27 protein-coding genes are annotated in these 26,722 nt (G+C 38.4%); 15 read left to right on the top strand and 12 right to left on the bottom strand.

The window, feature by feature from the left end:
- The first annotated feature begins 9 nt into the window (after window positions 1-9).
- From ACKWCD_RS02040 to ACKWCD_RS02030, 3 genes are read left to right on the top strand one after another with little or no spacing between them, the layout of a single operon-like run.
- Window positions 10-1,233, top strand: a complete 1,224-nt coding sequence (locus ACKWCD_RS02040; protein WP_413982256.1) for a 4Fe-4S dicluster domain-containing protein — start codon at window positions 10-12, stop codon at window positions 1,231-1,233.
- Window positions 1,234-1,249: 16 nt separating this feature from the next.
- Window positions 1,250-2,497 (top strand): sulfate reduction electron transfer complex DsrMKJOP subunit DsrP, encoded by a 1,248-nt coding sequence (gene dsrP, locus ACKWCD_RS02035; RefSeq protein WP_413982255.1) that lies wholly within the window; start codon window positions 1,250-1,252, stop codon window positions 2,495-2,497.
- A 12-nt stretch (window positions 2,498-2,509) separates the two neighbouring features.
- A complete protein-coding gene (locus tag ACKWCD_RS02030; protein ID WP_413982254.1) occupies window positions 2,510-2,878 on the top strand; it encodes a DUF7009 family protein in 369 nt (122 codons plus the stop codon).
- 34 nt (window positions 2,879-2,912) lie between these two features.
- On the opposite strand, the gene ACKWCD_RS02025 is transcribed toward ACKWCD_RS02030, so the two are convergent.
- From ACKWCD_RS02025 to ACKWCD_RS02015, 3 genes are read right to left on the bottom strand one after another with little or no spacing between them, the layout of a single operon-like run.
- Window positions 2,913-3,551: an outer membrane protein gene (locus tag ACKWCD_RS02025; protein WP_413982253.1), complete on the bottom strand. Its 639-nt coding sequence runs from the start codon at window positions 3,549-3,551 to the stop codon at window positions 2,913-2,915.
- A gap of 10 nt (window positions 3,552-3,561) precedes the next feature.
- Complete coding sequence (locus tag ACKWCD_RS02020) at window positions 3,562-4,677, bottom strand: BamA/TamA family outer membrane protein (RefSeq protein ID WP_413982252.1); 1,116 nt, start codon at window positions 4,675-4,677, stop codon at window positions 3,562-3,564.
- Window positions 4,677-5,372, bottom strand: a complete 696-nt coding sequence (locus tag ACKWCD_RS02015; protein ID WP_413982251.1) for a hypothetical protein — start codon at window positions 5,370-5,372, stop codon at window positions 4,677-4,679. Before ACKWCD_RS02015 ends, ACKWCD_RS02020 begins: the two co-directional genes overlap by 1 nt.
- 109 nt (window positions 5,373-5,481) lie before the next feature.
- Here ACKWCD_RS02015 and ACKWCD_RS02010 point away from each other — a divergent pair, with 109 nt between their 5' ends.
- Genes ACKWCD_RS02010 through gltS form a run of 3 tightly spaced genes read left to right on the top strand, consistent with a single transcriptional unit; the run spans window position 5,482 to window position 8,231 of the window.
- Window positions 5,482-6,318 carry an MBL fold metallo-hydrolase gene (locus ACKWCD_RS02010; RefSeq protein ID WP_413982250.1) on the top strand — a complete coding sequence of 279 codons (837 nt, stop codon included), beginning with the start codon at window positions 5,482-5,484 and terminating at the stop codon, window positions 6,316-6,318.
- 50 nt (window positions 6,319-6,368) lie between these two features.
- The gene (locus ACKWCD_RS02005) at window positions 6,369-7,025 is read left to right on the top strand and encodes a hypothetical protein (protein ID WP_413982249.1); all 657 of its coding nucleotides are present in this window, start codon (window positions 6,369-6,371) and stop codon (window positions 7,023-7,025) included.
- Between the two features lie 3 nt (window positions 7,026-7,028).
- A complete protein-coding gene (gene gltS, locus ACKWCD_RS02000; RefSeq protein WP_413982248.1) occupies window positions 7,029-8,231 on the top strand; it encodes a sodium/glutamate symporter in 1,203 nt (400 codons plus the stop codon).
- Window positions 8,232-8,275: 44 nt separating this feature from the next.
- On the opposite strand, the gene ACKWCD_RS01995 is transcribed toward gltS, so the two are convergent.
- From ACKWCD_RS01995 to ACKWCD_RS01980, 4 genes are all read right to left on the bottom strand, one after another.
- Window positions 8,276-9,037 carry a LytR/AlgR family response regulator transcription factor gene (locus ACKWCD_RS01995; protein ID WP_413982247.1) on the bottom strand — a complete coding sequence of 254 codons (762 nt, stop codon included), beginning with the start codon at window positions 9,035-9,037 and terminating at the stop codon, window positions 8,276-8,278.
- Between the two features lie 5 nt (window positions 9,038-9,042).
- Entirely contained in the window at window positions 9,043-10,164 is a 1,122-nt protein-coding gene (locus tag ACKWCD_RS01990) for a sensor histidine kinase (protein WP_413982246.1), read from the bottom strand.
- A 130-nt stretch (window positions 10,165-10,294) separates the two neighbouring features.
- On the bottom strand, window positions 10,295-10,936 hold the full coding sequence (locus tag ACKWCD_RS01985; protein ID WP_413982245.1) for a hypothetical protein: 642 nt from the start codon (window positions 10,934-10,936) through the stop codon (window positions 10,295-10,297).
- Between the two features lie 22 nt (window positions 10,937-10,958).
- Complete coding sequence (locus ACKWCD_RS01980) at window positions 10,959-11,162, bottom strand: hypothetical protein (protein WP_413982244.1); 204 nt, start codon at window positions 11,160-11,162, stop codon at window positions 10,959-10,961.
- Window positions 11,163-11,578: 416 nt separating this feature from the next.
- On the opposite strand from ACKWCD_RS01980, the gene ACKWCD_RS01975 reads away from it, so the two are divergent.
- From ACKWCD_RS01975 to ACKWCD_RS01935, 9 genes are all read left to right on the top strand, one after another.
- Window positions 11,579-12,100 (top strand): DUF4251 domain-containing protein, encoded by a 522-nt coding sequence (locus tag ACKWCD_RS01975; protein WP_413982243.1) that lies wholly within the window; start codon window positions 11,579-11,581, stop codon window positions 12,098-12,100.
- Between the two features lie 173 nt (window positions 12,101-12,273).
- Window positions 12,274-12,693 carry a hypothetical protein gene (locus ACKWCD_RS01970; RefSeq protein WP_413982242.1) on the top strand — a complete coding sequence of 140 codons (420 nt, stop codon included), beginning with the start codon at window positions 12,274-12,276 and terminating at the stop codon, window positions 12,691-12,693.
- 55 nt (window positions 12,694-12,748) lie between these two features.
- On the top strand, window positions 12,749-14,050 hold the full coding sequence (locus ACKWCD_RS01965) for an anaerobic C4-dicarboxylate transporter (protein WP_413982241.1): 1,302 nt from the start codon (window positions 12,749-12,751) through the stop codon (window positions 14,048-14,050).
- A 17-nt stretch (window positions 14,051-14,067) separates the two neighbouring features.
- The gene (aspA, locus tag ACKWCD_RS01960) at window positions 14,068-15,489 is read left to right on the top strand and encodes an aspartate ammonia-lyase (RefSeq protein ID WP_462037253.1); all 1,422 of its coding nucleotides are present in this window, start codon (window positions 14,068-14,070) and stop codon (window positions 15,487-15,489) included.
- 43 nt (window positions 15,490-15,532) lie between these two features.
- Window positions 15,533-16,603 carry a type II asparaginase gene (locus ACKWCD_RS01955; protein WP_413982239.1) on the top strand — a complete coding sequence of 357 codons (1,071 nt, stop codon included), beginning with the start codon at window positions 15,533-15,535 and terminating at the stop codon, window positions 16,601-16,603.
- A gap of 14 nt (window positions 16,604-16,617) precedes the next feature.
- The gene (locus ACKWCD_RS01950) at window positions 16,618-17,745 is read left to right on the top strand and encodes a porin (protein ID WP_413982238.1); all 1,128 of its coding nucleotides are present in this window, start codon (window positions 16,618-16,620) and stop codon (window positions 17,743-17,745) included.
- A gap of 27 nt (window positions 17,746-17,772) precedes the next feature.
- Window positions 17,773-18,387, top strand: coding sequence for a trimeric intracellular cation channel family protein (locus ACKWCD_RS01945; RefSeq protein WP_413982237.1), 615 nt, complete (start codon window positions 17,773-17,775; stop codon window positions 18,385-18,387).
- Between the two features lie 30 nt (window positions 18,388-18,417).
- Window positions 18,418-19,566 carry an acyloxyacyl hydrolase gene (locus ACKWCD_RS01940; RefSeq protein WP_413982236.1) on the top strand — a complete coding sequence of 383 codons (1,149 nt, stop codon included), beginning with the start codon at window positions 18,418-18,420 and terminating at the stop codon, window positions 19,564-19,566.
- A 98-nt stretch (window positions 19,567-19,664) separates the two neighbouring features.
- Complete coding sequence (locus tag ACKWCD_RS01935) at window positions 19,665-20,651, top strand: lipid A-modifier LpxR family protein (protein WP_413982235.1); 987 nt, start codon at window positions 19,665-19,667, stop codon at window positions 20,649-20,651.
- Between the two features lie 99 nt (window positions 20,652-20,750).
- On the opposite strand, the gene ACKWCD_RS01930 is transcribed toward ACKWCD_RS01935, so the two are convergent.
- From ACKWCD_RS01930 to pta, 5 genes are all read right to left on the bottom strand, one after another.
- Entirely contained in the window at window positions 20,751-21,146 is a 396-nt protein-coding gene (locus ACKWCD_RS01930) for a hypothetical protein (protein WP_413982234.1), read from the bottom strand.
- Window positions 21,147-21,549: 403 nt separating this feature from the next.
- Entirely contained in the window at window positions 21,550-22,560 is a 1,011-nt protein-coding gene (locus tag ACKWCD_RS01925) for a S1C family serine protease (protein WP_413982233.1), read from the bottom strand.
- Between the two features lie 9 nt (window positions 22,561-22,569).
- The gene (locus ACKWCD_RS01920; protein WP_413982232.1) at window positions 22,570-23,232 is read right to left on the bottom strand and encodes a hypothetical protein; all 663 of its coding nucleotides are present in this window, start codon (window positions 23,230-23,232) and stop codon (window positions 22,570-22,572) included.
- 130 nt (window positions 23,233-23,362) lie between these two features.
- Window positions 23,363-24,553 carry an acetate/propionate family kinase gene (locus tag ACKWCD_RS01915; protein WP_413982231.1) on the bottom strand — a complete coding sequence of 397 codons (1,191 nt, stop codon included), beginning with the start codon at window positions 24,551-24,553 and terminating at the stop codon, window positions 23,363-23,365.
- A 5-nt stretch (window positions 24,554-24,558) separates the two neighbouring features.
- Window positions 24,559-26,646: a phosphate acetyltransferase gene (gene pta, locus ACKWCD_RS01910; protein ID WP_413982230.1), complete on the bottom strand. Its 2,088-nt coding sequence runs from the start codon at window positions 26,644-26,646 to the stop codon at window positions 24,559-24,561.
- Window positions 26,647-26,722: the final 76 nt, after the last annotated feature.

The following is a 26,722-nucleotide window of genomic DNA, read 5'->3' as shown; positions in this document are numbered from 1 at the left end:
AATTGCAACATGGCAGAGAAGAAGAAATGGTTTACAATGGATTTCGGATTAAAGAAGGGAGCAGTAGTTGCGGAAACTTCGGGCTGCGGTTGCGGGAGTACTTCAGGTGGTTGCGGCTCTCATAGTGCTCCACCAAAACAAGAACCTGTAGCTTCTAGTTGTGGTTGTGGTAGTACGTCTGGTGGCTGTGGGTCTCACGGAAAAACTACAATGCCAAAAAGTGAATATTCCATTACGGCAGATGAGTTTGATGCAGCCGTGGAAGGTACTATGGTTGGTGAAACCAAAAAGGATGGTTTTCAACAGGTTTTTGATGTCAAAATGGATAGAAGAACTGCCTTTCGAAAACTAACCGCTAGTTTACTCATAGGTGCTGGAGCAGTACAAACTTCGTGTAGCCCAATTGCAGGAGATGAAACCAAAGAGAAAGCACAGATAGATTGGGAGGAGCAGTTTAAAGGAAACTACAAACTCATGACCCAGGAAGAGAAACAAGCGACTGTTGACCGATTGGTGCGCTCGTATCAACTCCGAAAAAAGGAAAACATAAAAATGTCCGCTACTGACGCTGCAAAAGATGTACTCTTTGGTTATGCCTTTAATATTTCCAAGTGTCAAGGCTATATGAATTGTGTCAGTGCTTGTGTAGAAGAAAATAATCAGGATCGGAATTCAGAGATGGAGTATATCCGAATTCATGAAATGAAAGATGGTCAGGGTTTTAAGTTCCATGATGCTGATGATAATTTTTATCATGAAGTACCCGCTGCGGGACATTTTTATATGGGAACGCAGTGTTTTCATTGTGATGAACCACCCTGTGTTGATGTATGCCCAGTAGAAGCTACATGGCGCGAAGAAGATGGTCTGGTGGTCATCGATTATGATTGGTGTATTGGTTGCCGCTATTGCATGGCTGCTTGCCCCTACGATGGTAGACGCTTTAACTGGAGTAAACCCGAAGTACCTGAAGCGGAAGTAAATAAAAACCAACATTATTTGGGTAACCGTATGCGAAAAAAGGGTGTTATGGAAAAATGTACTTTTTGTATTCAACGCTCTAGGTCAGGAAAAGACCCAGCTTGTGTGGAGGCTTGCCCAACGGGAGCAAGAATATTTGGAAATTTACTCGACCCAGACAGTACGATTCGATGGGTTTTAGAAAATAAGCAAGTGTTTCGATTAAAAGAGGATTTAGGTACAGAACCTAAGTTCTGGTATTTTATGGATTAGTAAAAAGGTAAAGTAAATGGAAACATTTAGAGCTTTTATAAGTATGGTAAAAGATAGCCTTGGGTACTTAACCCATGGCTCAAGGGCATATCATGTTTGGATGTTTTTTCTAACGCTGATTATGCTTATTGGCATGTACTTTTATTCCATACAATTAGATGAAGGTTTGAGCGCTACTGGAATGACAGACAGGGTGAGCTGGGGGCTTTACATTTCTAACTTCACTTTTCTGGTAGGGGTTGCCGCCGCCGCCGTTATGTTAGTCATGCCGACCTATGTTTTACATGATATTGATTTTAAACAAGCAGTATTGATTGGAGAAGGGCTTGCCGTTGCGGCTTTAGTGATGTGTTTGGCTTTTGTGGTTGCCGATATGGGAGGACCTTCTGTATTATGGCATATGTTTCCGGGGATTGGTGTTTTTAATTTTCCAAGTTCTATGCTGGCTTGGGATGTAATTGCATTGAACGGATACCTTTTTATTAATATCAGTATTCCTTTGTACATTCTATTTCGGCATTATCAAGGAAAAGAAGCCAAAGCCAGGGTGTACATTCCTGGTGCAATTCTGTCTGTACTTTGGGCTGTGGGTATTCACTTAGTTACCGCATTTTTATATCAAGGACTTCAAGCCAAACCGTTTTGGAATAATGCCCTTTTAGGTCCTCGCTTTTTAGCCTCTGCTTTTGCTGCAGGTCCTGCGCTGATAATTTTGGTATTGGCAGCTATTCGCAAATTTTCAGAATTTAAAATTGAAGACAAAACCATCAAAAAAATAGCACTAATCGTTACGGTTGCAGCGCAAATCAACCTTATCATGTTGGTTTCAGAACTGTTTAAAGAGTTCTATGCCCCTACCCATCATAGCGAAAGTGCGTATTATCTTTTCTTCGGATTGGATGGTAAAACAGCTTTATTACCTTGGATATGGACGGCTATTCCTCTAAATGTATTAGCAACGGTGATGTTGACCTTCCATAAACTTCGGAATAATTTGAACGTACTTTACGTCTGCTGCTTTATGCTATTTGTTGCCATTTGGATAGAAAAAGGTTTTGGACTTATCGTCCCAGGATTCATCCCTGGACCTTATGGAAAAATTGCGGAATATACGCCTACATGGGTAGAGATTTGGGTTTCCTTAGGCATTTGGGCAATGGGTGCTTTTATTTTTACAATGCTTGCCAAGACCTCTATTGGCATTGAATTAGGTAAATTGCGTTATAAGAAAAAAGAGGCCGTAAAAACTGAAACGGCCAAATAGACCTGCAACCGTATGAAAATTAGAATAAAAGGAAATTCAGTTCGCTTTCGACTGGCCAAAACAGAAGTTCAGAACTTATGCGAAAAAGGAATAGCACGAGAGAAAACCGCATTTGATGAATCGAATTTCGTGTATGCCGTTAAGGTTTCTGATAAATACGATAATTTACATGCCTCTTTCTTAAACTTAGGAATAATCCTATTCATTCCTAAATCCATACTAAGCGATTGGCATTTGAACGACCAAGTAGGTTTTTACCATTCACAAACTTTAGAGTTTGGTGAAAAGCTAGAACTAAAACTTGAAAAAGATTTTGTCTGTATGGACGAAACAGTTGAAGACCAATCTGATAACTATCCGAATCCGAAGATGCTAAAATAGAAAAATCCCATACATCTATCTTTTGTAATGCGAATCAAATTCTAAAAACCAGACCCGCATTTAATCCAAGATAGGGTGATATAGGTCTAATATTTTCTGCAGATTTAAATCCTTCATAGTCTTCATTGAAGATGGCATCTAAATTAAAGCCGTTTAAGGGGAGAAATAAATCAGCCTGAGCCTTTAAACCGATGTGCTCGCCTAGCCAAAAAGTTACACCACCTTTCAAAGAAAAAGCAATTCTCGTGGCGGTATCAATACCTCCATCAACTATAGCTCTGTTTTCATTCTCAAAATTGACGAAAGCGTAGCCCGCTCCGCCGCCTACAAATGGAGTAATACTGCCATCAGAGAAGTAATAGACACCTGTTAACATAATCCAGTTTGCTGTTAAATCGGCAAGCTTTGATTCCGTAGGACTTACATCACTATCCTTAATCAATAAAGCAGAAGAATGACGATTATATGTAATCTGGGCAACAGTATTGTCTAAAAATGACCATCCGAAAGAGACCCCTAATTGGTTTCCTGCATCGATACTCAAATAATCAGTATCTCCACTAAACTTGGTACCGAATTGATAGCCATAATTTAGGTCGATTTCTTGTGCGTTAACTAAAAAAGCAGATTGAAATACTAAGGATAGTAAAATAAGTTTAAGTGTATTTTTCATAATTCATTTTTTAAAAAGCTTCGTTAACTCCAAAATAAATTCCATTTTGACCATCTTTTCCACTACCGATATCTAATCTTAGCCAAGTGTTCTGTTCCTTTAATATCTTAAATCGAACACCGGCACCATAGCCCGGTTTAACCGAATTAAATTTTAAAAGGTCCGAAGCATCTCCAGCTACACTGCCTACTAATCCAAAGGCCGCTAAACTCCATCTTGGTTTTAAACGATAGCGGTATTCCGCTTGAATAACGTACATGTTCTTATCCAAGAAACGCCCATAGAAATAACCTCTGGCACTACTGCTTCCACCAAAAAACGCCATCCCTTGAAAAGGGACATCCCCATAATTATTCTCAATATAAACTTGTGTAGCCAAGGTGCTCCTTTTGCCCAAGGGTTCATAGTTACGTAAATCGAGTGTGAACTTATTGAAACTATGTGTCGCGCCTAATATTTCGCTCGAAAAATGCGCGCCAATTTGAAATAACTGTCCATCGGTAGGGGAAGTGGTATTAGTTCTTGTATCCAAATTGAATTCGGCACCCAAGCCACTTATAACGGTGCGGTCAAAACCTAAAATAGTTCCAGAATCGAGCAAGCCATCCTCTTGGACTTCGGTAACCTGATGATTGGCAAAATTATACGTAAAGCCAAAGTTCAAATCAGGTGGTAATCGTTTCAAAAAACTAATTTTCAGCTTATGTGTGGTTTGGTTGTAATTTTCTAGGTTTTCCTCAGGTGTTTCTGGTCCAATACCCCAAAAGGAATTTGGGTAGATTTCAAACAAGTAATCTGCATCTATAAAGTAATCTCCTTTTCCTAAATAGACTTGCGGTGTTATATTGAACATTATCTGCCCAGCTGTGGTATAGATTCCGCTAAACAAAATATTAGAAAGTCTCTGATTGTATTGATTGGTATTGTTCAGTAAAAATAATTGTCCACCACCACCTACTCCAAATTTTGTTTCTGGTGTGTAAAAAGCTATTGGTAGCGCAATGAGCTTTATGTTTTTTTGTTTACCAATGGTGTCAGTTTGTATGAAACCTTCTTCCCTTCCCTGACCAATTAAGAACACGGGGAATACCATTAAGAAAAAGCATATTTTATAAACGTTTTTCATTAAAAAAAGAAATCATCTAAAAGAACATTAAACCCAAAAGTGAACGCGATATTACTGACCGTTAAATCTTGAGAACTCACCATACCCGATGGTAATTCTTCTTGGTCAACTCCAATCCAAAAGAGGTTTAGATTAAATCCAATATCAAAAGCAATTTTGTCGTGAATGACATACGAATAGCCCAAACCTACAAGTGCCCCGAAACCTCCCCCTTCTGATGAAAGTTCAGTAGGTGCTAGAAGTGTGTTCAATTGTGTTTCTTCACGATAGCGCACATACCCAGTAGATAAGGTCGTAAATAGCGACCCACGGTCATTAGCCGATAAATAATGGGAAACAAATGGACCAATAAACAAAGACTCGGTAGTACGGTCAACACTACCTGCTGAACTTGCCCTATCCGCATTTATTTTTCCTCCTAAAAGCCATCTGTCTTTGATAAACCTTCCTGTGGAAAAGTTCAGCCCAAATTCATTGGTAACTGTTTTCGCTTCAGATGCGTCTGTTTTATTGGTATTTGAGCTTATACTACCTGATAGTCCCGTTAGCCATCTTCCTTCTCGAAAGGGAGTTGTTAGCGAATCACTAGTGATGGAAGTGTCCTGAGCCTGAAGTCCAAACATGCCAAACAACAGCAATGAAAAACAAAAATGGAACTTTAAGAAATGAGGAATTCTTGAGGAATCGACTTGCATACCCTGTAAAAATAGTTAAATCAATGATGCTACGAAAATAAGAACTATGGTATCCCCATATAAATTTTTATCTTGTTATATAATAGGTTTCAATTCAAAATTCGGACTAATGATAATAAAATTCTATGGCGCAAGGGGTTCCATACCCGTCTGTGAAAGTGGATTTCAAGAATTTGGAGGCAACACCACCTGCGTTGCGGTTATGGATGATAGTAAGGAAGGTGATGTATTGATTTTTGACGCCGGAACGGGTATTCGAAAATTGGGAAAGGAGTTAATGCAACGCGCTTTCAATCCCGAAGATAAAATTGTAATGGCCTTTTCCCATTTCCATTGGGATCATATACAAGGGTTTCCCTTTTTTGGTCCAGCCTATGATGCTTCTAAAAATATCGATATTATTGCTATGGGTGCCGATTTAGATATCACTAACCTTAAATCAATTTTCTCACATCAAATGGAAAGCACTTATTTCCCGGTTAATCTTGATAATATGGGTGCAAATTTTAGATTTCATTTGAAGAAAACCAATGAAGAAGTATTTAAAGATGGTAGCACGGGTAGATTACTCTCCAATGCACATTCGCACCCCGGAGGTGCTCATGGTTACCGTTTAGAGGTCAATGGAAAAATCTTTGTCTATTGTACTGATATTGAACATGGAGATAGCTTAGATGAAAATGTAATCGATTTTGCAAAAGATGCTGATGTCCTGATTCATGAAGCACAATACACGCCCGAAGAGCTCCCGAACTATAGAGGTTGGGGACACAGTAGCTGGGAACAGGCTATCGAAGTTGCCCAATTGGCCGGAGTCAAAAAACTATATATGACCCATCATGACCCAGAGCATAATGACGATTTTATTCGGGCGGAAGAAAAGAAATGTCAGGCTATATTTAAAAATTGCTTTTTTGCTCGTGAAGGAGATGAAATCAAAATTTGAATTAATCTTGCAAAGCTTCAATTCACGACCTAAATTGCAAAAAAAACAAAATGAAAAAGAAATTTCTACGAACGCTTGCTGCCTTAAGTATATTGTTTGCAATGGGCTTACAGCAAGCATGTGGTCCCGCTAAAATGGGTTCTACTTGGACCAAAGAAACCTATCAAGATAGAGGCTATTCCAAAATAGCAGTAATTGGTATCGGTAAAGACCTTACCGCGCGCAATACTTTTGAGAAAGATGCGGTTGCCTTATTAAAAGAGCAAGGCATAAATGCAGTAGAAGGCATCTTGATGTTTCCTCCTGGTGGAACTGAAGAAATAAGAACCGCTGAGGAGTACATCAAAATCATAAAAGAAAATAATTTGGATGGCGTTATCACCATGGCGCTTATCAATTCAAAAGAAACGGACCGATATAAACCTGGAGAGACGCTTTATGTGCCTTCGTATTACAGAGTTGGCGAATATATTGTTAGAGGATACCAAAGTTTTAATACGCCAGGGTACTATACGACCGAAAAATCATATCTGATAGAAGCCATACTTTACAATGTAAAAGGTGATTTGCACAAAGGAAAAGAAACCATGGTCTGGACAGGACAATCGTCACTTATAGAACCTGCTTCGTTGCAAAATGCGTCTGAAAGTTTTACCAAAAGAATGGTGAACCAATTGATTACGGACGGAATTATAGCTCCCAAATAATTTATGCAAATAGGCCCCAGAGACACCATCGTCATTGCTTGTTTGGTTTTATTTTTAGGAAAATATCTCAACAAGAAAATTTCCTTTTTTAGAGCCTACAATATTCCTGAGCCGGTAACGGGGGGTGTTATCTTTTCTATATTTTTTGGTATGTTATATGCCGCGACAGGCATTGAGGTCAGCTTTGCATTGGAATTAAGAGATGCCCTACTCATCATCTTTTTTATAACTATTGGACTTTCATCAAGACTGAAAACCCTATTAAAAGGAGGTAAATCATTAGTGCTGCTTTTAGTGTTAGCGGTAAGTTATCTTTTTATCCAAAATCTTACGGGTGTGGGTATTGCGTATCTTACCGAGTTACCAAGTGTAACAGGTGTTTTGGGAGGTTCAGTTTCCTTTAGTGGAGGTCACGGCACTACCATTGCTTGGGTGCCTACTTTTCAAAATGATTTTGGCATTTCGAATGCCATGGAAATGGGTATCGCCTGCGCAACGATTGGTTTGGTTTTAGGTGGATTCATAGGAGGCCCCATCGCCAAATTTCTAATAAAAAGATACCAGTTAAAACCAACCGAAGAAAAGCCCGTTGCTGTAGGTGTTCGTCATGGCAAAGGCGATAACGTTGAGATGAATTACAATAATGTTTTGCAGATGATATACTTCATCTTCTCAACTGCGGGATTAGGTATAGCCATTAATGAACTACTCACATGGATGGGGCTTTCCCTTCCTTCTTTTGTCACAGCTTTGTTTGCGGGTATTATCGTTACGAATTTGATTCCTGTCTTTTTCAAAAAATTCGATTGGCAACCTGAAAAATCAAAAGCCCTTGCCATGGCATCTGATTTGTCTTTGGGACTTTTTCTAGCAATGTCACTAATGAGTCTTCAATTATGGACACTCACCGATTTGGCAGGCCCATTACTTCTCATTGTTTTTGCACAACTCGTGGTGATTTCCACTTTCGTAATCGTGGTTGTTTTCCGTGTTATGGGCAAAGATTACGATGCGGCGGTGATGAGTGCGGGATACGCTGGACTGGCGCTAGGAGCTACTCCCACTGCAATTGCAAATATGACGGCAGTTACCAAAAAGTTCGGTGGTTCACCTAAGGCATTCATTGTGGTGCCACTGGTTGGTGCTTTTTTTATAGACCTCTCCAATGCCTTGATTATTAAATTCTTATTGGGTGTTTTTGGATGATTGTTAATGGGGTTTGCTAATCACAGAAATGATGAAATACGTTTCTAAGAATTCACCCAATTCTTAAACTGCGTCGCTTTAGCTTTGCTCACTACAATACGTTCTGAAGTAGGTGGATTTACATTCACAATGAGCTTTCCGCCAAAATAGGTTTTGATTTTTGCGATGGCATTCCTATTGATGATAAACTGACGATTCGCTCTATCAAATTGGGCAGGGTTTAATTCATGTTCTAAGTCCTCTAGTTTTTTATCCATCGAAAACACTTTATTCTGATGGGTTACGACTTTGACTATTCCCGTATCAATATAAAAGTAGGCGATGTCTTCCGTTTTAATAGGAATCAATTCATCACGATGCGCAATCAAGTAATTCGCCTTGTACGTTTTCTGCTGCCCTTTTAATAAATGTAGCACATCCGTAAGGTCTGTCTTGGACAAGGATTGTGCATTAGTAAGGTTTCTAAATTTGTCCAGGGCTTTGGAGAGTTCTTCTTGAAGTACCGGTTTTAAAATATAATCGATGCTGTTTACGGTAAAGGCTTTTAGTGCATATTCATCATAAGCGGTCGTAAATATGATGGGAATGTTTACGGAAACATGGTCAAAAATCTCAAAACTAAGACCATCGCCCAAATGAATGTCCATAAAAATCAAAGCCGCATCACTTGGTTTCGAAAAGTAGGCGATGCATGATTTTACGGTATCTAATACGGTCACTACCTCAATATCAGGGTCAATGACGTTTAACAGATACTTTAAATTATCGCTTGCCGCAAGTTCATCTTCTACGATTACAACCTTCATATGTTTCAATTCAAGGGGAGTTTCACCTTAAAGCTATTATTTGTGTTCGAAATTACGATTTTCTTGTTTTCTAATAAATCATAGCGTTTTGCCAAATTGGCTAATCCGTTTCCAGTACTATCCACATAGGTGCTTTTGGGCTGTATTTTATTTTCTACAATCAGGTGATTATCGTCTGTAACAACATGTACTTCCAGAGGTAGACTTTCTGAAATCTCATTGTGCATCACCGCATTTTCAACCAGTAATTGCAGCGATAACACGGGAATCTTAGCCGAAAGCCATTTCTCATCAATGTCCATACGAATTGAAAACCGGTCTCGATATCTTGTTTGTATCAAATGAACATAACTTTTTAAAAAGGTCAGTTCATCACTTAGCGGCACCAAATCTTGACTTCCACTTTGCAAAATATAACGATACAGCGCTGATAGTTTGTTTACAAAAGTGGTGGCCTCCTCATTACCGCGCACCAAGGTATTTAAGGAGTTCAAAGAATTGAACAAAAAATGTGGATTTATCTGATTCTTGAGCGCGGCAAGCTCACTTTCTAATTTCTCTTGCTTCAACCTTTCCTTCTCTAGTACATCTTCCTTATGTATGAGTTGATAGCGAAGCACACCAGATACAAAAACAAGAATAGCTGCAACAATAAAATATATGAAGTGTACGAGGCCCAACTCATTTTCAGAAATCTCTTGATTTACTAAAATCGGATAGCAATAATTGAATAGGCCAACAAAAAGGGTAAAAAGGACCAAATTTGATAACACGAGAATCGCTATTCCAGTAGGCTTGTTTTTGTTCGTAAAGGCATACTTCCAATTGGTGTTCAATTGCAGTACGGACCAAAAAAGTGCGGTGGCAAAAACGAAGCGAAAGAGGATATCATTAATGGAAGCTGAAGTAAAGGAATCTGTCAGCTCTTTGGTGATGCTATAACGTGTCAAAATTCTAGGTAACGTAAGTAGCAATGCTACCACTAAGGCAATAGGAAAAAGTACCCTTTGTTTTACTTTTTTAAACTTCAACGCGATTCGAATTTTTGTTAATTTGACCTGCAAGCTTGGATACGAATTTAAAGGAATTCGCTTGAACAAATTCACCATAGTTTTAAATAGTTTCATTTTCAATGAGTTTAAACAGGTTACTTAAAAGCAAAAAAACTGCTGGAGTTATTTGGGGGAAATCTCCAGCAGTTAACCAACAACATCATCCATCTACATAACCCTAACCAACCATAAGTAGTTTTAATTTTTATTGAATTAAGTTTTTGACAATTACTTTTGAAAAATCTTCTGATGTCACACTCAATTTACTTGGGTTATCTACCTCCGAGGTAATTACTGATATCAACTGGTTCTCACTTGGTAAAGTCAAATCATAAACCAAGGTTTCAAGTACATAGGTTACGCCTTCTTGTTCTGTTGTATGATATTGGGTATAATACGAGTCTGAGTACCCATAAAAGCTTCTATAGCGCCGATAACGATAGGGAAAGGGGTCTAGATACATCGTTTCTCCGGTAGTTATCAGGGTAGTATACCTTTTCGAATCTACCAAATGTGATATGATGACTACATCAATGTTATTGTCCCGCAGTTTTTTAATCACTTCCTTGGTTTTATCTTTCCCAACCTTCTCCGTTGGGTCACTAAAAGGAAATCTTACATGACTCTCAATACAGGTAAATCCGTTTTCTTGAAGTTCTTCAACCAAATCGCGTTCAAAGCGAATTTGTATGCTTCGGTCTTCCGTTTTACTGACCACCATAATATTCTTGTTCTTAACATCTAAGGTTTTAAGACCTCTCCAAGAGTCGGTTATCTTGACGGATGAACATCCGAATAACAAACTAACTATAATACTAATACTAAATACTGTTTTTAAGTTTCTCATGATTTCTAGATTTTACAAGTGGCTAAATAAACAAAGGAGGTGTCTCTTCCTTTAGTCTCTTCTTATCAGGTTTGATACTGTTCTTTTTGACAAATTCGTTGAACCAAGTGTTCAATGTTTTACTGGTTTTAATAACAAACTTGATTAAGGTATTTTCATTTGAAATAGGACCAACTCCGTATCCGGTTACATGTCCTTCGCTAATACTTATGTTATAATTTTTCATGACTTCTAGGTTTTAATTATACCCCAAAAGTATAGCCATTACTGAGGCTAAATATGATAATTGTACCCCAAGTGACTAAAATCGAAAGTGAAACGGCTATTTTGAAAAGCGAGGTGATTTTTCTAGAAAAAAGTAGAGAAGAATGCCCATGTTTATTGATGAATTACTTCATCCAAAAGAAAAGTCGTTTCAAGTATTATTTTGGGCGCTTCACCTAAAAACGCATCTTTTCCGTGGACACTTTGGGACATCTTTGTGGTATAAAATAAACGCAATCCAATATTTAAAACTTAAAACATGGAATTATGCATATCATTTTTAAAACTGTTTATTCCCCTTTTAATTTTAATCGGAATTGGGATAGGCGGGTTAAACAAAACCAATGAAGAACAATAACATTTAAAACCTTAGAAATCATGAGAACCAAGATTATTTTATTTATCACCTTGCTACTAAGTTTAAATATACTCGTAGGACAATCACGATTGGAACGGAAACAACTAAAAGAGGAAAAATCTCAAAAAGAGTATCTGCAAGTAAAAGAAGTTATCGAATCTGATACTTATGAATTCAATATTGTTTGGGTACTACCCATGGGTGGTACATCTATTAATGTCAATGGGGATGGTTATTTGGTGAAAATCACCTCTGATAGTATACAGACCTATCTTCCGTATTTCGGCAGAGTATATTCTGGTGTAGGCTATGGAACGGAAAGTGGAATTAGTTTTGAAAGTGAACTAGAAGATTTTCAAGTTACAGTCAATGATGACAAGAAGAAAATTGAAATCGGCCTCACAACTAACACCACTAACGAAAACATTGAAATGGTAATAACGATATTCAAAAATGGAAGTTGTCATATTACGTTACAATCTATGCATCGAAGCACAATTAGTTACTCGGGCAAATTAGTCAGCAAAACCCTTTTGCTATAGATGTTTATTAAGCATCCTAATTAAGTTTAAAGGTGCATAGAGGTCAGATTGCATCAATACAATTTATTTAAAAAACTTAACACTTTTTAACGCTTTTGTTTAACCTAGTTCCTTTAAAATAATAAGTATTTTTAGGAAACAAGAAGGTTTTTGAACACAAAAAAAATAAAGTCATGAAACAAGTACTATCCGTTCTACTAATGATTTTTTCTCTGTCAAATATCAATGCGCAAGACTTGACAGAAGAACAAAAAGAACAACTCGAATACAAGGTATCGGTATTTCTATCGAATGATAAAGAACTTCAAGACCTATGGTATGAAGACCGCGTGGATAAAATGAAACTTCAAGGAAAGTTACGCGAAGATTATCTCAAAATGGTAAAGTATCATGCTTTAAAAATGGAACAACTCAGAGGAATCAAATTCAAAAGCAGTGCTGACCTAATGAAGTCGAAGTTGCAAGAGCGTGTACAACTTATGGAAGTTGATGTCAAAGATGTTCTAGACCAGAATCAGCTAGTAATACATCAAAAAACTTGGAAAGCCATCATCAAGGCAGTCATTCTTAGAGAAGGCTTGAATGTAAAATAATACAAATACTGATTTCATTTAATAATACATAAGATAACAATTAAACTTAGCTACTATGATTTGGATAGAATTACTCGTCGTTCTCTTTTTTATCTTCCTTGGTTCCAAAATGGGAGGTATTGGTATCGGCTACGCTGGTGGTGCCGGTGTTGTGGTATTGACCTTGATTTTTGGCTTAGATGCCGGTTCAGTACCTGTAGATGTCATTCTCATTATAATGGCCGTTATCTCGGCCATAGCCGCAATGCAAAAAGCAGGAGGGTTGGATTACCTAGTACATCTCTCTGAGTCCTTACTTCGTAAAAATCCGAAGCGCGTTACTTTTTTAGGACCTACAGTAACTTATTTCATGACATTGTTCGCAGGAACAGGGCACACGGCATATGCCGCTTTACCAGTCATTGTGGAAGTTTCAAAAGAAGGAAATGTGAGACCCTCAAAACCCTTGAGTATTTCAGTAGTGGCTTCGCAAATTGCAATAACCGCTTCACCTATCTCGGCTGCGGTTGTGATTTTTGCCAGTTTTTTAGAACCGTTAGGGGTTTCATATCTGCAACTATTGGCCATAGCCATTCCTTCCACGATTTTAGCCTGTGTGGTAGGGGCTATTGTCGCAAATAAATTAGGAAAACCACTGGACCAAGACCCTATTTATGAGGAGCGCTTAAAAGCCGGTTTGGTAAAGGAAAAAAGCACTGAAACGCATAAAGACACTAAAGAAGCTAAACGGTCTGTCGGCATCTTTTTAGTTGCGATAGCCATTATAGTCACCTATGCTACCCTTATTTCCAAGAAAGTAGGCTTGATTGAAAATCCTACAATTCCGCGCAATGAGGCAATCATGGCAGTTATGCTCTTGGCAGCTACGGTTATTGCATTGGTTTGTAAACTCAAAATGGCCGATATCCCAAGCATGTCAACTTTTAAATCGGGCATGAGTGCAGCGATTTGTGTATTGGGCGTAGCATGGTTGGGCGACACTTTTGTCAGTAATCATATTGAAGAAATCAAAGAAGCAGCCGGAGGTATGCTTAACCAATACTCCTGGTTACTTGCTGTAGTTTTATTCTTTGCCAGTATGCTATTGTATTCGCAAGCTGCCACTACAACGGCTTTAATGCCAGCAGCTTTAGCTTTGGGTGTTAGCCCGATTGCCGCAATAGCCTCTTTCGCAGCAGTAAGTGCCTTGTTCGTGTTACCTACCTACCCAACGCTCTTGGCGGCGGTAGAAATGGATGATACAGGAACCACAAAAATTGGCAAATATGTCTTTAATCATTCCTTTATTATTCCGGGTACAGTGACCATAGCGTCAAGTGTAATCTTCGGATTTCTCATAGGAAGCATCGTATTATAAATCAAGAAAAGAATACTATCATGAAAACAAGAACGGAAGAAGATTTATTAGGAAAAATGGAGCTCTATGATGAACTCTATTACGGAGTGCATACAAAAAGAGCTGTAGATAATTTTAAAATTTCGAATTCCAAAATTGGTGACTTTCCCATCTTTGTGAAAGGTCTAATGTTGACTAAAAAAGCCTGTGCAGCTGCCAATAAGGAAATAGGTACTATTCCGGCTGAAAAAGCGGATATGATTCTACAGGCTTGTGACCATATACTTGACAATTTGAAAAAGTATTCTGAGTTTTTTCCTTCGGATGTTTTCCAAGGTGGTGCAGGAACTTCGGTAAACATGAATGCCAATGAGGTCATTGCCAATGTTGCGTTAGAATTGAATGGTCATGCAAAGGGAAGCTATGATATTCTGCATCCCAACGACCATGTCAACAAATCGCAGTCTACCAATGATGCCTATCCTACAGCCTTTCGGGTTGCCGTGTATTATTATATGAATCAATTGTTAGAGCGTATCAATGTTTTAACCACAAGTCTAGATAGAAAGGCCGCAGAGTTTAAAAGTGTAATCAAAATGGGAAGAACGCAACTACAGGATGCAGTACCCATGTCTTTAGGTGATGAGTTTGGTGCTTGGTCTACAAACCTTAAAGAAGAAACAAAAAACTTAAAACACTCTCGCGACCTTATTTTAGAAGTTAATTTAGGGGCAACTGCAATTGGAACAGGTGTAAACGCCCCCGATGGATTTACAGAGTTATCTATTGGATACCTTCAAAAATATACCAAAGGGAGTTTTGTGCCCGCTGCAAATCTGATAGAAGCTACTTCCGATTGCGGTGCTTACGTGATGATATCGGGAGCTTTAAAAAGAACAGGGGTAAAACTCTCTAAAATATGTAATGATTTACGTTTATTATCCTCTGGACCACGCTGTGGACTGAATGAAATCAACTTACCCGAAATGCAAGCAGGTTCTTCCATAATGCCAGCAAAAGTAAATCCGGTAATTCCTGAAGTAGTCAACCAAGTGTGTTTTAAGATTATTGGAAATGACGTGACCATTTCCTTTGCTGCAGAGGCAGGTCAATTACAACTCAATGTGATGGAACCGGTAATTGCACAATGTATGTTCGAGTCGGTTGAATTGCTTTCGAATGCTTGTGTTACCCTTGCTGAAAAATGCATTGATGGGATTACGGCTAACGAAGAACATACCAAACAAATGGTTTTCAATTCGGTAGGAATCATCACCTTCTTGAACCCTTATATCGGTCACCATATGGGCGATGTTTTAGGAAAAGAAGCTGTTGCTACTGGCAAGAATATCCGCGAATTAGTACTTGAAAAAGAGTTGCTTTCCGAAGAGGAATTGGATAAAATTTTGAGCGTAGAAAATCTGATGAATCCAAAATATACAGCGACTCTTCACAAATGAGACTGATTATAAAACACTATAGTTACACATAAATTCTTTTATTATGAGAGCACTAAAAATGAAAATGATAGCTTTTCTGATGGTAGTTGTTATAACTGCTATGGGTTTCGGGCAAGACACAGCACTTCCAAATGTTAAAATTCTGGCTACTGGAGGCACTATAGCCGGCTCGGCTTCATCTGCAACTTCAGGTAGCTATTCCGCAGGTCAAGTAGGTATTCAAACCATGATTAATGCCGTACCCGGAATCAAAGAAATCGCAGATGTTTCTGGAGAACAAATTGCTAATGTCGGTTCGCAAGATATGTCCGTCGAAATATGGTTGAAGCTGGCGAATCGAATTAATGAATTACTGGCCTCCGATGATGTAGATGGTATCGTGATTACCCATGGCACGGATACACAAGAAGAGACTGCTTATTTTTTGAGTTTGGTAATTAAAAGTGACAAGCCCGTGGTTACTACCGGTTCTATGCGTTCGTCTACTTCTATAAGTGCTGAAGGCCCATTGAATCTATACAATGCGGTCGCTATAGCTGCCGATTCCCAATCTAAAGGAAAAGGAGTTATGGTTTCGCTGAATGACCAAATTCACGCTGCTCGTGATGTCAGTAAAATGAATACTACCAATGTGAATAGTTTTCAATCGCCTATTAAAGGAATGCTAGGTGGAGTATTCTATGGTAGACTAGGCTTTTTTCGTGAACCCAACACCAAATTTGGAAACTCGAGTACATTTTCAATAGAAGGAATTAAGGAACTGCCTCGTGTAGATATTATATATGCCTATGCGGATATGTCTCCCGATTTGATTGATATGCATGTGAAGGCCGGAGCCAAAGGTATCGTAATAGCTGGGGTTGGCAATGGTAATATGACCGATGCCATATTGAAAGCGGCGAAAAAAGCTTACGAAGAGCATGGAGTTATTATAGTCAGAAGTACCCGTGCAGCAACGGGATGGGTTTTACGGGATAATGAATTTAAAGACGACGATTATCATACGGTTGCGTCAGGGGATTTAAATCCCGCTAAAGCGAGAATCTTATTAATGCTAGCACTTTCCAAAGGCGAAAAACTAAGTGAAATGCAAGGGCTCTTCGATACCTATTAATTCAATCAAAAACCATGGATATACTTTATAAAAGAAGAATAATATTCATTTTCTTACTCTTCTGGTTTGGTCAAGAAATACAAGCACAGACACCGCAAAATAAAAAAGATGACACGAATTGGATAGATGCAATTACATCTAGGGTGACTCCTTATGGAAGCCTAAGAATCGGTACCGGTTTTGCCGAAGAAGGTGAAATCGGAATTTCTAATAATGCTCCAAGGGTTGGTATCAAAGTGAAACATGCACTATCTAAAAATGAAGACGATAATTTTAATGTTATTGGAGGCATAGAATTAGGCCTAAACCTAGTCGCAAGAGATGAAACCGTTGAATTTGCCGTAGACCCAGGAGCTGGAATTGCACAAGTAGGTGATGCGGTCTTTGCAAGATTGGGTTATGCCGGTTTCTCTTACAGGGATTTGGAATTTACTTTTGGGAAGCAAAACTCAGTGTATTACCAATTGGGTGCCAACCAAATTGATAAATTCTCGGCGTTCGGTGGAGCCGCTATCGGGGTATGGAATATTTCCGACGGTGGTGTTTCAGGAACAGGAAGGGCCAATCAACTTTTAAAACTAACCTATGCCAATTCAGGTTTGAAAATTGGTCTTCAAGGGCAAGCACGGAATATTTCTGTCAATAGTAAGTCTTTGGACACTTATGGTTTCGGAGCTAGTTACACGATTGATGGGTTTGCAATAGGTCTGGGATACAACAAAGTCCTCGACGGGGTTGACGACCCACTGCCCAATCAAGCCAAAGATGGTGATGAAGCTTTTGTAACATCAGCCTCGTACGAAAAAAACCGGTTTTCGGTAGCGGCCTCATACTCCAATTTAAAACAACACCAAAGGTTGGGAGATGATTTTTGTGATGCAACGGGAGTCGAATTTTATTTGGGTTATGTCTTTTCCAAAAACAAACGTTGGAAGGCCGCCACAGGTTTCAACTACTTAACTCCGGATGATGATCAAGGCCTAGGTGATTTCAATACCGCTTTTGCCATTGGCGAAGTGAGTTATACCTTTAAAAAATCAAGTAAAATATTCGCAGCCACCAAGATTGACCAAAGTAAAACTATTACTGGGGATAGAAGAAATCAAAGCGTGTTTGGTATTGGAATTAAATTTGATTTCTAATCTAATTATCTTTACCAAAAATTACGAATGGGTTTTTTCGATGTTCTCGATATTCTAGGTACGATTGCTTTTGCAATATCAGGTGCATTAATGGCCATTAAAAGGGAAATGGATGTTTTCGGCATTTTTATAGTTGCCTTTGTTACTGCTTTGGGTGGAGGTATTCTAAGAGATGTATTTATCGGTAATACCCCTGTTTGGTGGATGGGGCACTTTTATGTCGTTCATTTTGTAAGCATCTCTGTTTTTCTGGCTATTGTTTTTCGAAATAAAATATACTTTTTGGTGAAATCCCTTTTTATATTCGATACCGTAGGTCTTGCCATATTTACCATTAGTGGTGTACAAATTGGAGTTGCCGCGGACCTTGACCCAGCCGTAAGCGTTGTACTTGGAATTATGACGGGATGTTTTGGAGGAGTAATTCGTGATATTTTATGTAACGAAATTCCGATTATTTTTCGAAAAGAGATCTATGCCTTGGCATCACTTGCCGGAGGCGTATGTTTTATCATTCTATACTCAATGAATTTCGACAAAAACATATCTTATATAAGCACAATTTTACTGGTAGTTGTCATACGTGTTTTAGCTGTACGATTCAGTATTTCATTACCAACCTACTCCATCAAAAAAAAATAAAAATTGAAAAGCACTTTTAAATGTATCCTTATGACTAGATTTTTTACCGTTGTATTCCTTTTTTCTTTCTTCATCACGAAGGCTCAAAATGTAGCTAGTGAGGAAATTCCAAATAAATTTCGCTCAATAGAAGTAAAATCTAACTATGGAAGCTATTTATACACAGGAACAGCATTAAGCGAAGCAGGTTTCTTAGACGCAGGTTACGGGGCAATCAACGTAAAAATAGGGTGGCAATCTAGTAATACGGAAAGCTGGGCGGGGTATTACAAGTATCCCACTTATGGAATTGGTTTGTATTCAGGGTTTTTAGGCAATGCAGAAGTTTTTGGAAACCCAAGTGCGGTGTATGGTTTTATAGATTTTCCCATAGGAAATCCGAACAGGAGGAACAAATTTAGCATCGAACCTTCCTTAGGTGTAACTTTCAATTTACAGGAATTCAATGCTGAAGAGAATCCAATAAATGATGCCTTTGGTGCTAGAGCAGCTGTATACTTCGGACTTGATTTCGGATTTGAATACCGTTTTACACGAGAGTTGGATTTAACCTACGGATTTGACTTTACACATTTCAGTAATGGAAGTAGCTATCAACCGAACTTAGGTCTAAACCTATGGGGGATAAATCTTGGTGTAAAATATAATTATAACGCAGCCCAAAAAGTGGTTGACAATGACCCGTACACCAAAAATCTGGTTCAGGCTCGTTTTAAGTCCCCCGAGAAAACCAAAATGACTAAAATCAATGAAAATTCAATTTCTATTATGTTGGCTGCGGGAGGAAAACAAACGAAAGAGGATGGTGGAACAGGCCGACAATTCGGTGTTTTTTCGGGAGTTCTAGATTATGAACATCGCTTTAATGAAATTCATGGTATAACAGGCGGTATTGATTTCTTCTATGACAATACCTTTCAAGAATTTGAAGAAACGGGAGATAGAACAGCCATTGGCGTACATGCAGGTTACGACTTCAACTTTTGGAAAATGGTCATAAAAGCACAGTTAGGAACCTATATTACCGATGATTTAGGAAAAGGCGCCTATTTTATGCGACCTGCAATTCGCTATAACATCAACAAAACGCTCTTTGCACAATTTGGTCTAAAGACCCTTGACGGAGGAGCCGCAGATTATCTTGAATTTGCTTTTGGGTTTAAACCTTTTAAATGGTAATTCTTAAGTATAAGGAGTTCAAACCAATTGGTGTATTTTAAATAAATCATCAAGTTGTTTACTAAGGTTTAAATCAATAGCACTATGAAGAAGACCACATGAATCAAAGCAAATCAAGTGGCTGTCTCTTATTTTCTATACTTCTCTTGTTTAGTGTGCTTGGAGCTTATGCGCAAAAACCCGATACTTTTTCTAAAGAGGTTTCATTTTCTTCAGCAAATGACGCTTATGTTATTTGGCAAAATTCTGACCGCTTTTATAGTTATGGTGTTGGTCTAAACTTAAAATTTCAAAAAGAAAAATTGCTCGGCTTGCAAAAATATTTTCCTAAAAAAGAAGCTTACTTTTTTGAAATTGGATTACGCTTAGAAGGCTACACCCCAACAAATAAAACGGTAACTCCAACTCAGATACAGGAAAACAACATTTCCTTTGATAGACCCTATGCTGGTTTGTCATTCGCAACTTTTAAAGTCACCTATGCCTTTGAGCGTTCATTTGTGAGAAGCGGTGTAATACTTGGCGTTATGGGGCCTGCATCCTTAGCAGGAAATTTTCAAGGTTGGTTTCATGATAAGGTGACCAACGACCCCGTTTTTGAAGAATGGCGGTTTCAAGTGCCTAATCAACTAGTAATGAACATAGACCTTAGCTATGCTCACGACTTTACACCAGAACAAAAATGGATTGATGTCTACGGCATGTTTAATACACGATTAGGAAATCTTTATATTGATGCTACGCCAACATTAGGATTGCGACTTGGCAAGTTCAATATATTATCCGAGTCCGTTGGAATGGAAAACAATATCTTATCAACTTCTTCTGGTATAGAACTCTTTCTGCAATCGTCGATTAGCAGTTCCATAAACATTTTTGACGGCACGGCTCAAGGAAACCTTTTCAATCGTGATTTCGAATATGCCGTGGATGAACTAAATACAATAAGTACTACATTGACTCAAAGTATCTATTTTTCCTCAAGACGTTTCTCTCTAGGAATTGAGCATTACTTTACCTTCGGAAAAGTGGTGCCTAAAGAACAACATTCTTATGCTCGAACAATTTTTAAGTATCGATTTTGAATTTTAAAAAGAGTTTGGTTTGAATTAAGATTTTTAACACATAAAAAAACCGCTCAGTCTACTCAAATAGTGAGCGGTTTCTTATGTATGTTATAGACTTTAATTAACAGGAACTTCAATCGTTAAGAATGTATCTTCTCCATCAGCATCTTTGCCTTGATAAAATTTAAAAATATAAGGCTCCTTCTGTAGCACCTGTACTGGTATTGAAAATTTAATTTCTGTAATTTGTTGATTACAAGAAATACCTTCGTCGATATGTACTATAGGGTAAATAAGCCTTGTATCTCCATCATAGATGTACTCATATTGGTCATAATAAAAATAACAACTATTAGGCAATTCAATGGTCACTCCAATTCGATATCTTCTTCCATAATCAAATTCATCTGGAAGTTCTGCGCTTACAATATTTATTGGTTCTAAACGGAATTCGTGGCTCTCGTAGTTATCCTTACTACATGATGATACTGACATGGTTAGGGCTACAATCATAATTAGTAAATACTTAAAATTTTTCATCTTGTTTAGTTTTAAATTTCTATTCAAATATACCTGCGCTTTAGAATTTAGATTGGTACATTTTATGCGAACCGCCCAAATTCTAACTTGAAGTAGCCGAAAATATATTTGAAGTATTTACTAGTCGCATTACGCTAATAGTATTGGTAGTATATGACTAATAGTTGTGAATGTTTTAACTCTTAGAAACGGACATCAAATGGATTGAAAATAAGAGAAGTTCTATCTTAGTGCCATTAGCAAAGAGATTTAACCGTTTTAAAAGTGGAAGTGTTAGATAGCACTGCACAGGTTTAATGTCAATAGTAGTTTGACCCTTATTAAAGCAATAATTGGGTGTTTAAACTGTCTTGAAAGTAAGATTACCTAAATCATTCTAATTTTGAAGTGATAAAATCTTACCACCTCTGAGAATTTCCAACACCACAGCATCACCAGATTGAAGACTGCTTGCAAAATCTCCTAGCTTCTTTAATGTTTCGTCATTCATCTCAAAGCGAATACCATTAAAAGCAAGAATAATATCCCCGCCTAATAGCACATCGGTACCATCTATAGTCGCCTCAACAGTACCGCCACGTAATCCCATTTTTCCGTACGGAGAAGTAGAAACTACGCGTTGCGCCAACAAACCTGAATTTTGTGGTATGTTTAATAGTTTTGCACTTTTTCCTGAAAGGGGAAGAAAATCAGCTCCAGTCCAAGGAATCTTTTTATCAATCAAAAGAGCCTTTGCAATGTTTGATGTTGCCGCAAAACCAATTCCTTGAAAGCCTCCTGTGACGGTTTTAATTTGACTTACGATACCGATTACCTCTCCGCCTAAATTAAACATAGGGCCTCCTGAATTTCCAGTATTTATTGCAGCATCTGTTTGAATAAACTCCGTATTTGTATAAGGATTGGCATCTTTTGTATTACTTTTTTTACTACTGATATAACCTGAAGACAAGGAATGTGCAAGTCCGAACGGGGCACCTATTATTACGACTTGCTCACCTACTTTACTCTTGTCTGAATCTCCTAAAGATACCAATACGGCATTCTTTTTAGGTCTCGTCAAACGAATTAGAGCAACATCAGCTTCATTAAACGTAGAAACCACTTTGGCCTCAATAGTTTCACCATCTAAAAATTGTACAAAAAGCTTTTCTGCCACGTCAACAACATGAGCTGCGGTTATGATTTCGGTATCAGAAATTAGAAACCCTGAACCCAATCCCTGAGCATTTACCATTGCTGTGGTGTTTCCTAGTCTTTGTAACTTTCGTTCCTCGGTATAAATCACTACAACCGCTGGCTTCACCTTCTCATACAAGGCAGACAAATCTTGTGCTTTTGCCGAAGTATATAGTATAAAAAAGAAGCTTAGAATAAAGTAACGCATTGCGGTTTTCTATTTTAATTCGTTAGCTACAATTTTGGCAAATGCCTTCCGAACGCCTTTTCCCGTATCAGGGTTGGTAATTTCAGCCGTACTAACCGACAATAATCTCTTTTCTTCTTCAAGGCTTAAATTATAGGTTACCGCCTCTAGCACATAGGTAGTTTCTGTAGTATAGGTAATCTGTTCATCCATTTCTTTGGGTCCTAAACGTGGCGGGGCAGTCACGTCGTCATAATAAGCTACTAAGGTTATGTATTTATTTCCGTAAAATTCATCGAAAGAATTATACCCACCTTCTCTTCGCATCACATCTAGTTCTTGCACGTCTTTAAGAGAAGTCAAGGTCAGAATATCAAATCCTTCTTTTCTAAACATAGCAATCACCTCTGTTATTCGTTCGGCAGTTTTATTATCAATACGTTTCAAATCAGGAAAGGCAACATGACTAGCAACAGCGTTGACACCCTTGGCTTTTAATTTACTTACCAAATCTAGTTCATAGGCTTTACGCACATCCTCCATCGGAGTTCTGGCGATAACCAACATTTTTTTATTTCTCAGCGTCTCAAAATCATCTGATTTATACGAGCTTGCTATTTGCATACCAGAGCAGCTGGATAAGAAAATTGCGGTTAAAACAAGTAAGAATAAAGAGCGGAAAATATTTTTCATGGACTGTCTATTTTAAGCATGAAAATTAAGCTAATTTTCTCAAACAGCACAACTATCCAACCTTATATTCCTACTTTAAATACTTCCCTGGCATTGAATTTTGGAAGGAAGTAGATGGTCGAATAACAGACTAGCTTACCAACATTAAATTAAACGTCTGCTTCGCAATTTCCAATTCTTCATTCGTAGGAATAACAAGAATTCTAACTTCGGAATTGTCCTTCTGAATATCTAAAATGGAAGTCGTTCTTTGGCTATTTCTCTTCGCATCAATTTGAATACCCAAAGCCTCCATATTTTCACAAACCATAGCGCGAAGTACACTTGAATTTTCGCCAATACCCGCAGTAAAAACCAAGGCATCTACCCCATTGAGTGCTGCGATATAGCTTCCGATGAATTTCTTGATGCGATAGGCAGTCATGGTCAGTGTCAGCTGACAATCGTTGTTACCTTCTCCTGCTGCTTTTTGGATTTCCCGTAAATCGGAATATCCAGTTAGACCTAGAAGTCCACTTTCTTTTTGCAATAGTTGGTTTACTTCTTTGGATGACATTCCCAAACTATCCATCAGATAAAAAACTACGGACTGGTCTATATCACCACTTCGGGTACCCATGATGAGTCCGTTAGAAGGTCCAAAACCAAGGGAGTGGTCTATACTTTTTCCATCTTTTATTGCCGTAATACTGCAGCCATTCCCTAAATGGATGCTTATAATTTTGCTCGATGTTTTTTTTAGATAAGCAATTGCCCGTTCGGAAACATATTTGTGACTTGTACCATGAAATCCGTATACACGAATATGGTTTTCGTCTGCAAGTGCTTTAGGCATTGCGTATCTGTATGCTTTTTCAGGTAGGGTTTGATGAAAAGCCGTGTCAAAAACGGCAACTTGACTTGCATTTTTAAAAATAACCGAAGCTACTTTTATTCCTATCGCATTCGCAGGATTGTGCAGCGGCGCCAAAGAAGCCAAGCGTTCAATTTCGTCCAATACGTTTTTATCAATTCTGGTAGGTTGGTCAAAACGATTTCCGCCATGTACGACACGATGCGCTACAACATCAATCTCATCTGGGTGTTTTAAAACGCCGATTTCAGGGTGCATCAGCATATCTGTAATTGCCAGCAATCCTTGTTCGTGGTTTGCTAAAGCCAGTACTTCGGAATGCGACTTTCCTTTTGCTTCATAATGGAGCTCTGCATTTTCGAGACCGATACGTTCTGCCAAACCTTTACAGATAACTTCTTCAGAGGGCATTTCAATGACCTGAAACTTTATAGAAGAACTCCCAGAATTGATAATCAGAATCTGCATAGTGCTTAATTTTCTTGTGCTTGTATAGCAGTGACGATTAGCGTATTGAATACATCTTCGACGGTGCAACCCCTACTCAAGTCATTTACAGGTTTATTTAGTCCTTGTAGCATTGGACCAATCGCCAATGCCCCTGTTTCGCGCTGTACAGCTTTGTAGGTATTGTTTCCCGTATTTAAATCGGGAAATATCAATACTGATGCTTCCCCCGCAACTTCAGAATCCGGCAATTTGCTTTTGCCTACCAAGGGGTCAACGGCCGCATCATACTGTATAGGGCCTTCGATTTGTAAATGCGGATGTGTGCTTTTCACAATTTCAGTGGCCCTTCGAACCTTATCTACATCTTCGCCTTTTCCTGAACTTCCAGAGGAATAGGATAACATCGCAATCTTAGCTTTGACTCCAAAGGCTTCCGCAGAAGCGGCAGATGATATGGCAATTTCCGCCAATTGCTCCGCTGTCGGATTGGGATTGATAGCACAATCCCCGAAAACAGAAACCCGATTTTCTAAGCACATAAAAAACACAGATGACACCACACCTATTCCTGGTTTGGTCTTTACAAACTGTAACGCAGGTCGAATCGTGTGCTGAGTGGTATGTACTGCTCCTGAAACCATTCCATCTGCATGACCTTTATAGACCATCATTGTCCCGAAATAGGAAACATCGAGCATGGTGTCTCTAGCAACATCCATATTAACGCCCTTATGTTTTCGTAATTCGCAAAATGTAGTGGCATAGCTTTCAAAATTCCTTGCAGTTGCTGGATTTAGAATATTTAAATGCGAAATATCAAAACCAAGTTGAATGGCCTTTTTCTCTATTTGTTCTTGATTTCCTAGAAGGGTAATATCAACGATGCCCAAAGCACTTAATTCACTAGCAGCCTCCAGAATTCGGGCGTCCTCTCCTTCGGGAAGTACAATATGCTTCTTATGTGTTTTGGCACGCTGCAAGAGGTTGTACTGAAACATTCTAGGAGTAAGGCCTTTGGGTTCAAAAGTTTCCAAACGCTCTAGCAATAATTCGCCATCAATATGGGAATTGAAAAGGGATATCGAAGTTGCTATTTTTTGCTTGCTTTCCGCATAGATTTTCGATTTAATATTACCGACGGAATTTGCAGCATCAAAAGTACCATGCTGCACAGAAATGATGGGGACATGCGTTTCAAAACCTTCTAATAATTTCAAGATAGATGGTTCGGGAAGAATTCCCCCTGTAAGCACAATACCCGAAATCGCTGGATAGTTATCCGAAAGGTTTGCTTGTAAAGCGCCAAGAATTATATCAGCTCTATCACCAGGAGTTATAACCAAACTATTGTCTCGCAAATGCGTCAAATAGTTATGTAATTGCATTGCACCCACTCCAAAACTTCCTGTTTGATTATCAAGATTTTCTTTACCAAAAAGCACTTTTCCATTTAAGGATGTTACAATTTCGTTTAGTGTAGGATGCGATAAATTCTTTACCCTAGGCACCGTGAAGGCAACCGTTTTATCCTTCAATTCTTTTTCCAGACGTTGGTTGACCAGTTCCACATTCTCGGGACGTACTTTATTCGCCACAACGGCAAGAAGTTCAATTTCTTTTTGAAGATAGGTGTTTACCGCAGATTCTAGGTTACCACAAAATTCCTCAAGGGTTTTTCCTTTTCCATTGTCAATTAAAACTACAGGAATACCTAGATTCTTAGCGATATCAATGTTCAAATCGAATTCGATAATGCTTCCGTCACTAGAGAAATCACTTCCTTCCACTAGGATAAAATCAAAACGCTCTTCGAGTCCTTTGTATTTGGAAATAATGGTGTCCAAAATATCACCCTGCCTTCCATCGTTGAACATATCAACCACTTGACTTTGGGTTAAGGCATAGGCATCTTCAACTGGAATATCCAAACCAAAATGTGATACTACGGTATTAATGTGATTGTCTATCCCTCCAGTCTTGATATCATCTATCACAGGTCTGAAATAACCAACTTTGGCCATCTTACCTAGTAAGAGTTGCATCAAACCCAAAACCACTAAAGACTTACCACTATGGGATTCTAAAGTAGCAACATAAAGCGCTTTCGTCATAATTCAATAGTAATTTTAATGCAATAAAGGTATGGATTTCGTCTTTTGAGATGCTATAAACTAATGGAGCGTTTTG

This window comes from Maribacter taeanensis (assembly GCF_047345145.1).
Taxonomy (GTDB): Bacteria; Bacteroidota; Bacteroidia; order Flavobacteriales; family Flavobacteriaceae; genus Maribacter_C.
This window is presented reverse-complemented; position numbering and strand designations above follow the sequence as displayed.

What these genes read in the sequence shown, in the direction of transcription:
- ACKWCD_RS01945 (WP_413982237.1), top strand. Translation starts at nt 17,773, where the DNA reads ATGGGTTTTTTCGATGTTCTCGATATTCTAGGTACGATTGCTTTTGCA.
- ACKWCD_RS01930 (WP_413982234.1), bottom strand. Translation starts at nt 21,146, where the DNA reads ATGATTGTAGCCCTAACCATGTCAGTATCATCATGTAGTAAGGATAAC.
- ACKWCD_RS02025 (WP_413982253.1), bottom strand. Translation starts at nt 3,551, where the DNA reads ATGAAAAATACACTTAAACTTATTTTACTATCCTTAGTATTTCAATCT.
- ACKWCD_RS02010 (WP_413982250.1), top strand. Translation starts at nt 5,482, where the DNA reads ATGATAATAAAATTCTATGGCGCAAGGGGTTCCATACCCGTCTGTGAA.
- ACKWCD_RS01975 (WP_413982243.1), top strand. Translation starts at nt 11,579, where the DNA reads ATGAGAACCAAGATTATTTTATTTATCACCTTGCTACTAAGTTTAAAT.
- pta (WP_413982230.1), bottom strand. Translation starts at nt 26,646, where the DNA reads ATGACGAAAGCGCTTTATGTTGCTACTTTAGAATCCCATAGTGGTAAG.
- gltS (WP_413982248.1), top strand. Translation starts at nt 7,029, where the DNA reads ATGCAAATAGGCCCCAGAGACACCATCGTCATTGCTTGTTTGGTTTTA.
- ACKWCD_RS01935 (WP_413982235.1), top strand. Translation starts at nt 19,665, where the DNA reads ATGAATCAAAGCAAATCAAGTGGCTGTCTCTTATTTTCTATACTTCTC.
- ACKWCD_RS02005 (WP_413982249.1), top strand. Translation starts at nt 6,369, where the DNA reads ATGAAAAAGAAATTTCTACGAACGCTTGCTGCCTTAAGTATATTGTTT.
- ACKWCD_RS01985 (WP_413982245.1), bottom strand. Translation starts at nt 10,936, where the DNA reads ATGAGAAACTTAAAAACAGTATTTAGTATTAGTATTATAGTTAGTTTG.
- ACKWCD_RS02020 (WP_413982252.1), bottom strand. Translation starts at nt 4,677, where the DNA reads ATGAAAAACGTTTATAAAATATGCTTTTTCTTAATGGTATTCCCCGTG.
- ACKWCD_RS01920 (WP_413982232.1), bottom strand. Translation starts at nt 23,232, where the DNA reads ATGAAAAATATTTTCCGCTCTTTATTCTTACTTGTTTTAACCGCAATT.
- ACKWCD_RS02040 (WP_413982256.1), top strand. Translation starts at nt 10, where the DNA reads ATGGCAGAGAAGAAGAAATGGTTTACAATGGATTTCGGATTAAAGAAG.
- ACKWCD_RS01990 (WP_413982246.1), bottom strand. Translation starts at nt 10,164, where the DNA reads ATGAAACTATTTAAAACTATGGTGAATTTGTTCAAGCGAATTCCTTTA.
- ACKWCD_RS01925 (WP_413982233.1), bottom strand. Translation starts at nt 22,560, where the DNA reads ATGCGTTACTTTATTCTAAGCTTCTTTTTTATACTATATACTTCGGCA.
- ACKWCD_RS01995 (WP_413982247.1), bottom strand. Translation starts at nt 9,037, where the DNA reads ATGAAGGTTGTAATCGTAGAAGATGAACTTGCGGCAAGCGATAATTTA.
- ACKWCD_RS02015 (WP_413982251.1), bottom strand. Translation starts at nt 5,372, where the DNA reads ATGCAAGTCGATTCCTCAAGAATTCCTCATTTCTTAAAGTTCCATTTT.
- ACKWCD_RS01965 (WP_413982241.1), top strand. Translation starts at nt 12,749, where the DNA reads ATGATTTGGATAGAATTACTCGTCGTTCTCTTTTTTATCTTCCTTGGT.
- ACKWCD_RS01980 (WP_413982244.1), bottom strand. Translation starts at nt 11,162, where the DNA reads ATGAAAAATTATAACATAAGTATTAGCGAAGGACATGTAACCGGATAC.
- ACKWCD_RS01915 (WP_413982231.1), bottom strand. Translation starts at nt 24,553, where the DNA reads ATGCAGATTCTGATTATCAATTCTGGGAGTTCTTCTATAAAGTTTCAG.
- ACKWCD_RS01950 (WP_413982238.1), top strand. Translation starts at nt 16,618, where the DNA reads ATGGATATACTTTATAAAAGAAGAATAATATTCATTTTCTTACTCTTC.
- ACKWCD_RS01955 (WP_413982239.1), top strand. Translation starts at nt 15,533, where the DNA reads ATGAGAGCACTAAAAATGAAAATGATAGCTTTTCTGATGGTAGTTGTT.
- dsrP (WP_413982255.1), top strand. Translation starts at nt 1,250, where the DNA reads ATGGAAACATTTAGAGCTTTTATAAGTATGGTAAAAGATAGCCTTGGG.
- ACKWCD_RS01970 (WP_413982242.1), top strand. Translation starts at nt 12,274, where the DNA reads ATGAAACAAGTACTATCCGTTCTACTAATGATTTTTTCTCTGTCAAAT.
- ACKWCD_RS02030 (WP_413982254.1), top strand. Translation starts at nt 2,510, where the DNA reads ATGAAAATTAGAATAAAAGGAAATTCAGTTCGCTTTCGACTGGCCAAA.
- ACKWCD_RS01940 (WP_413982236.1), top strand. Translation starts at nt 18,418, where the DNA reads ATGACTAGATTTTTTACCGTTGTATTCCTTTTTTCTTTCTTCATCACG.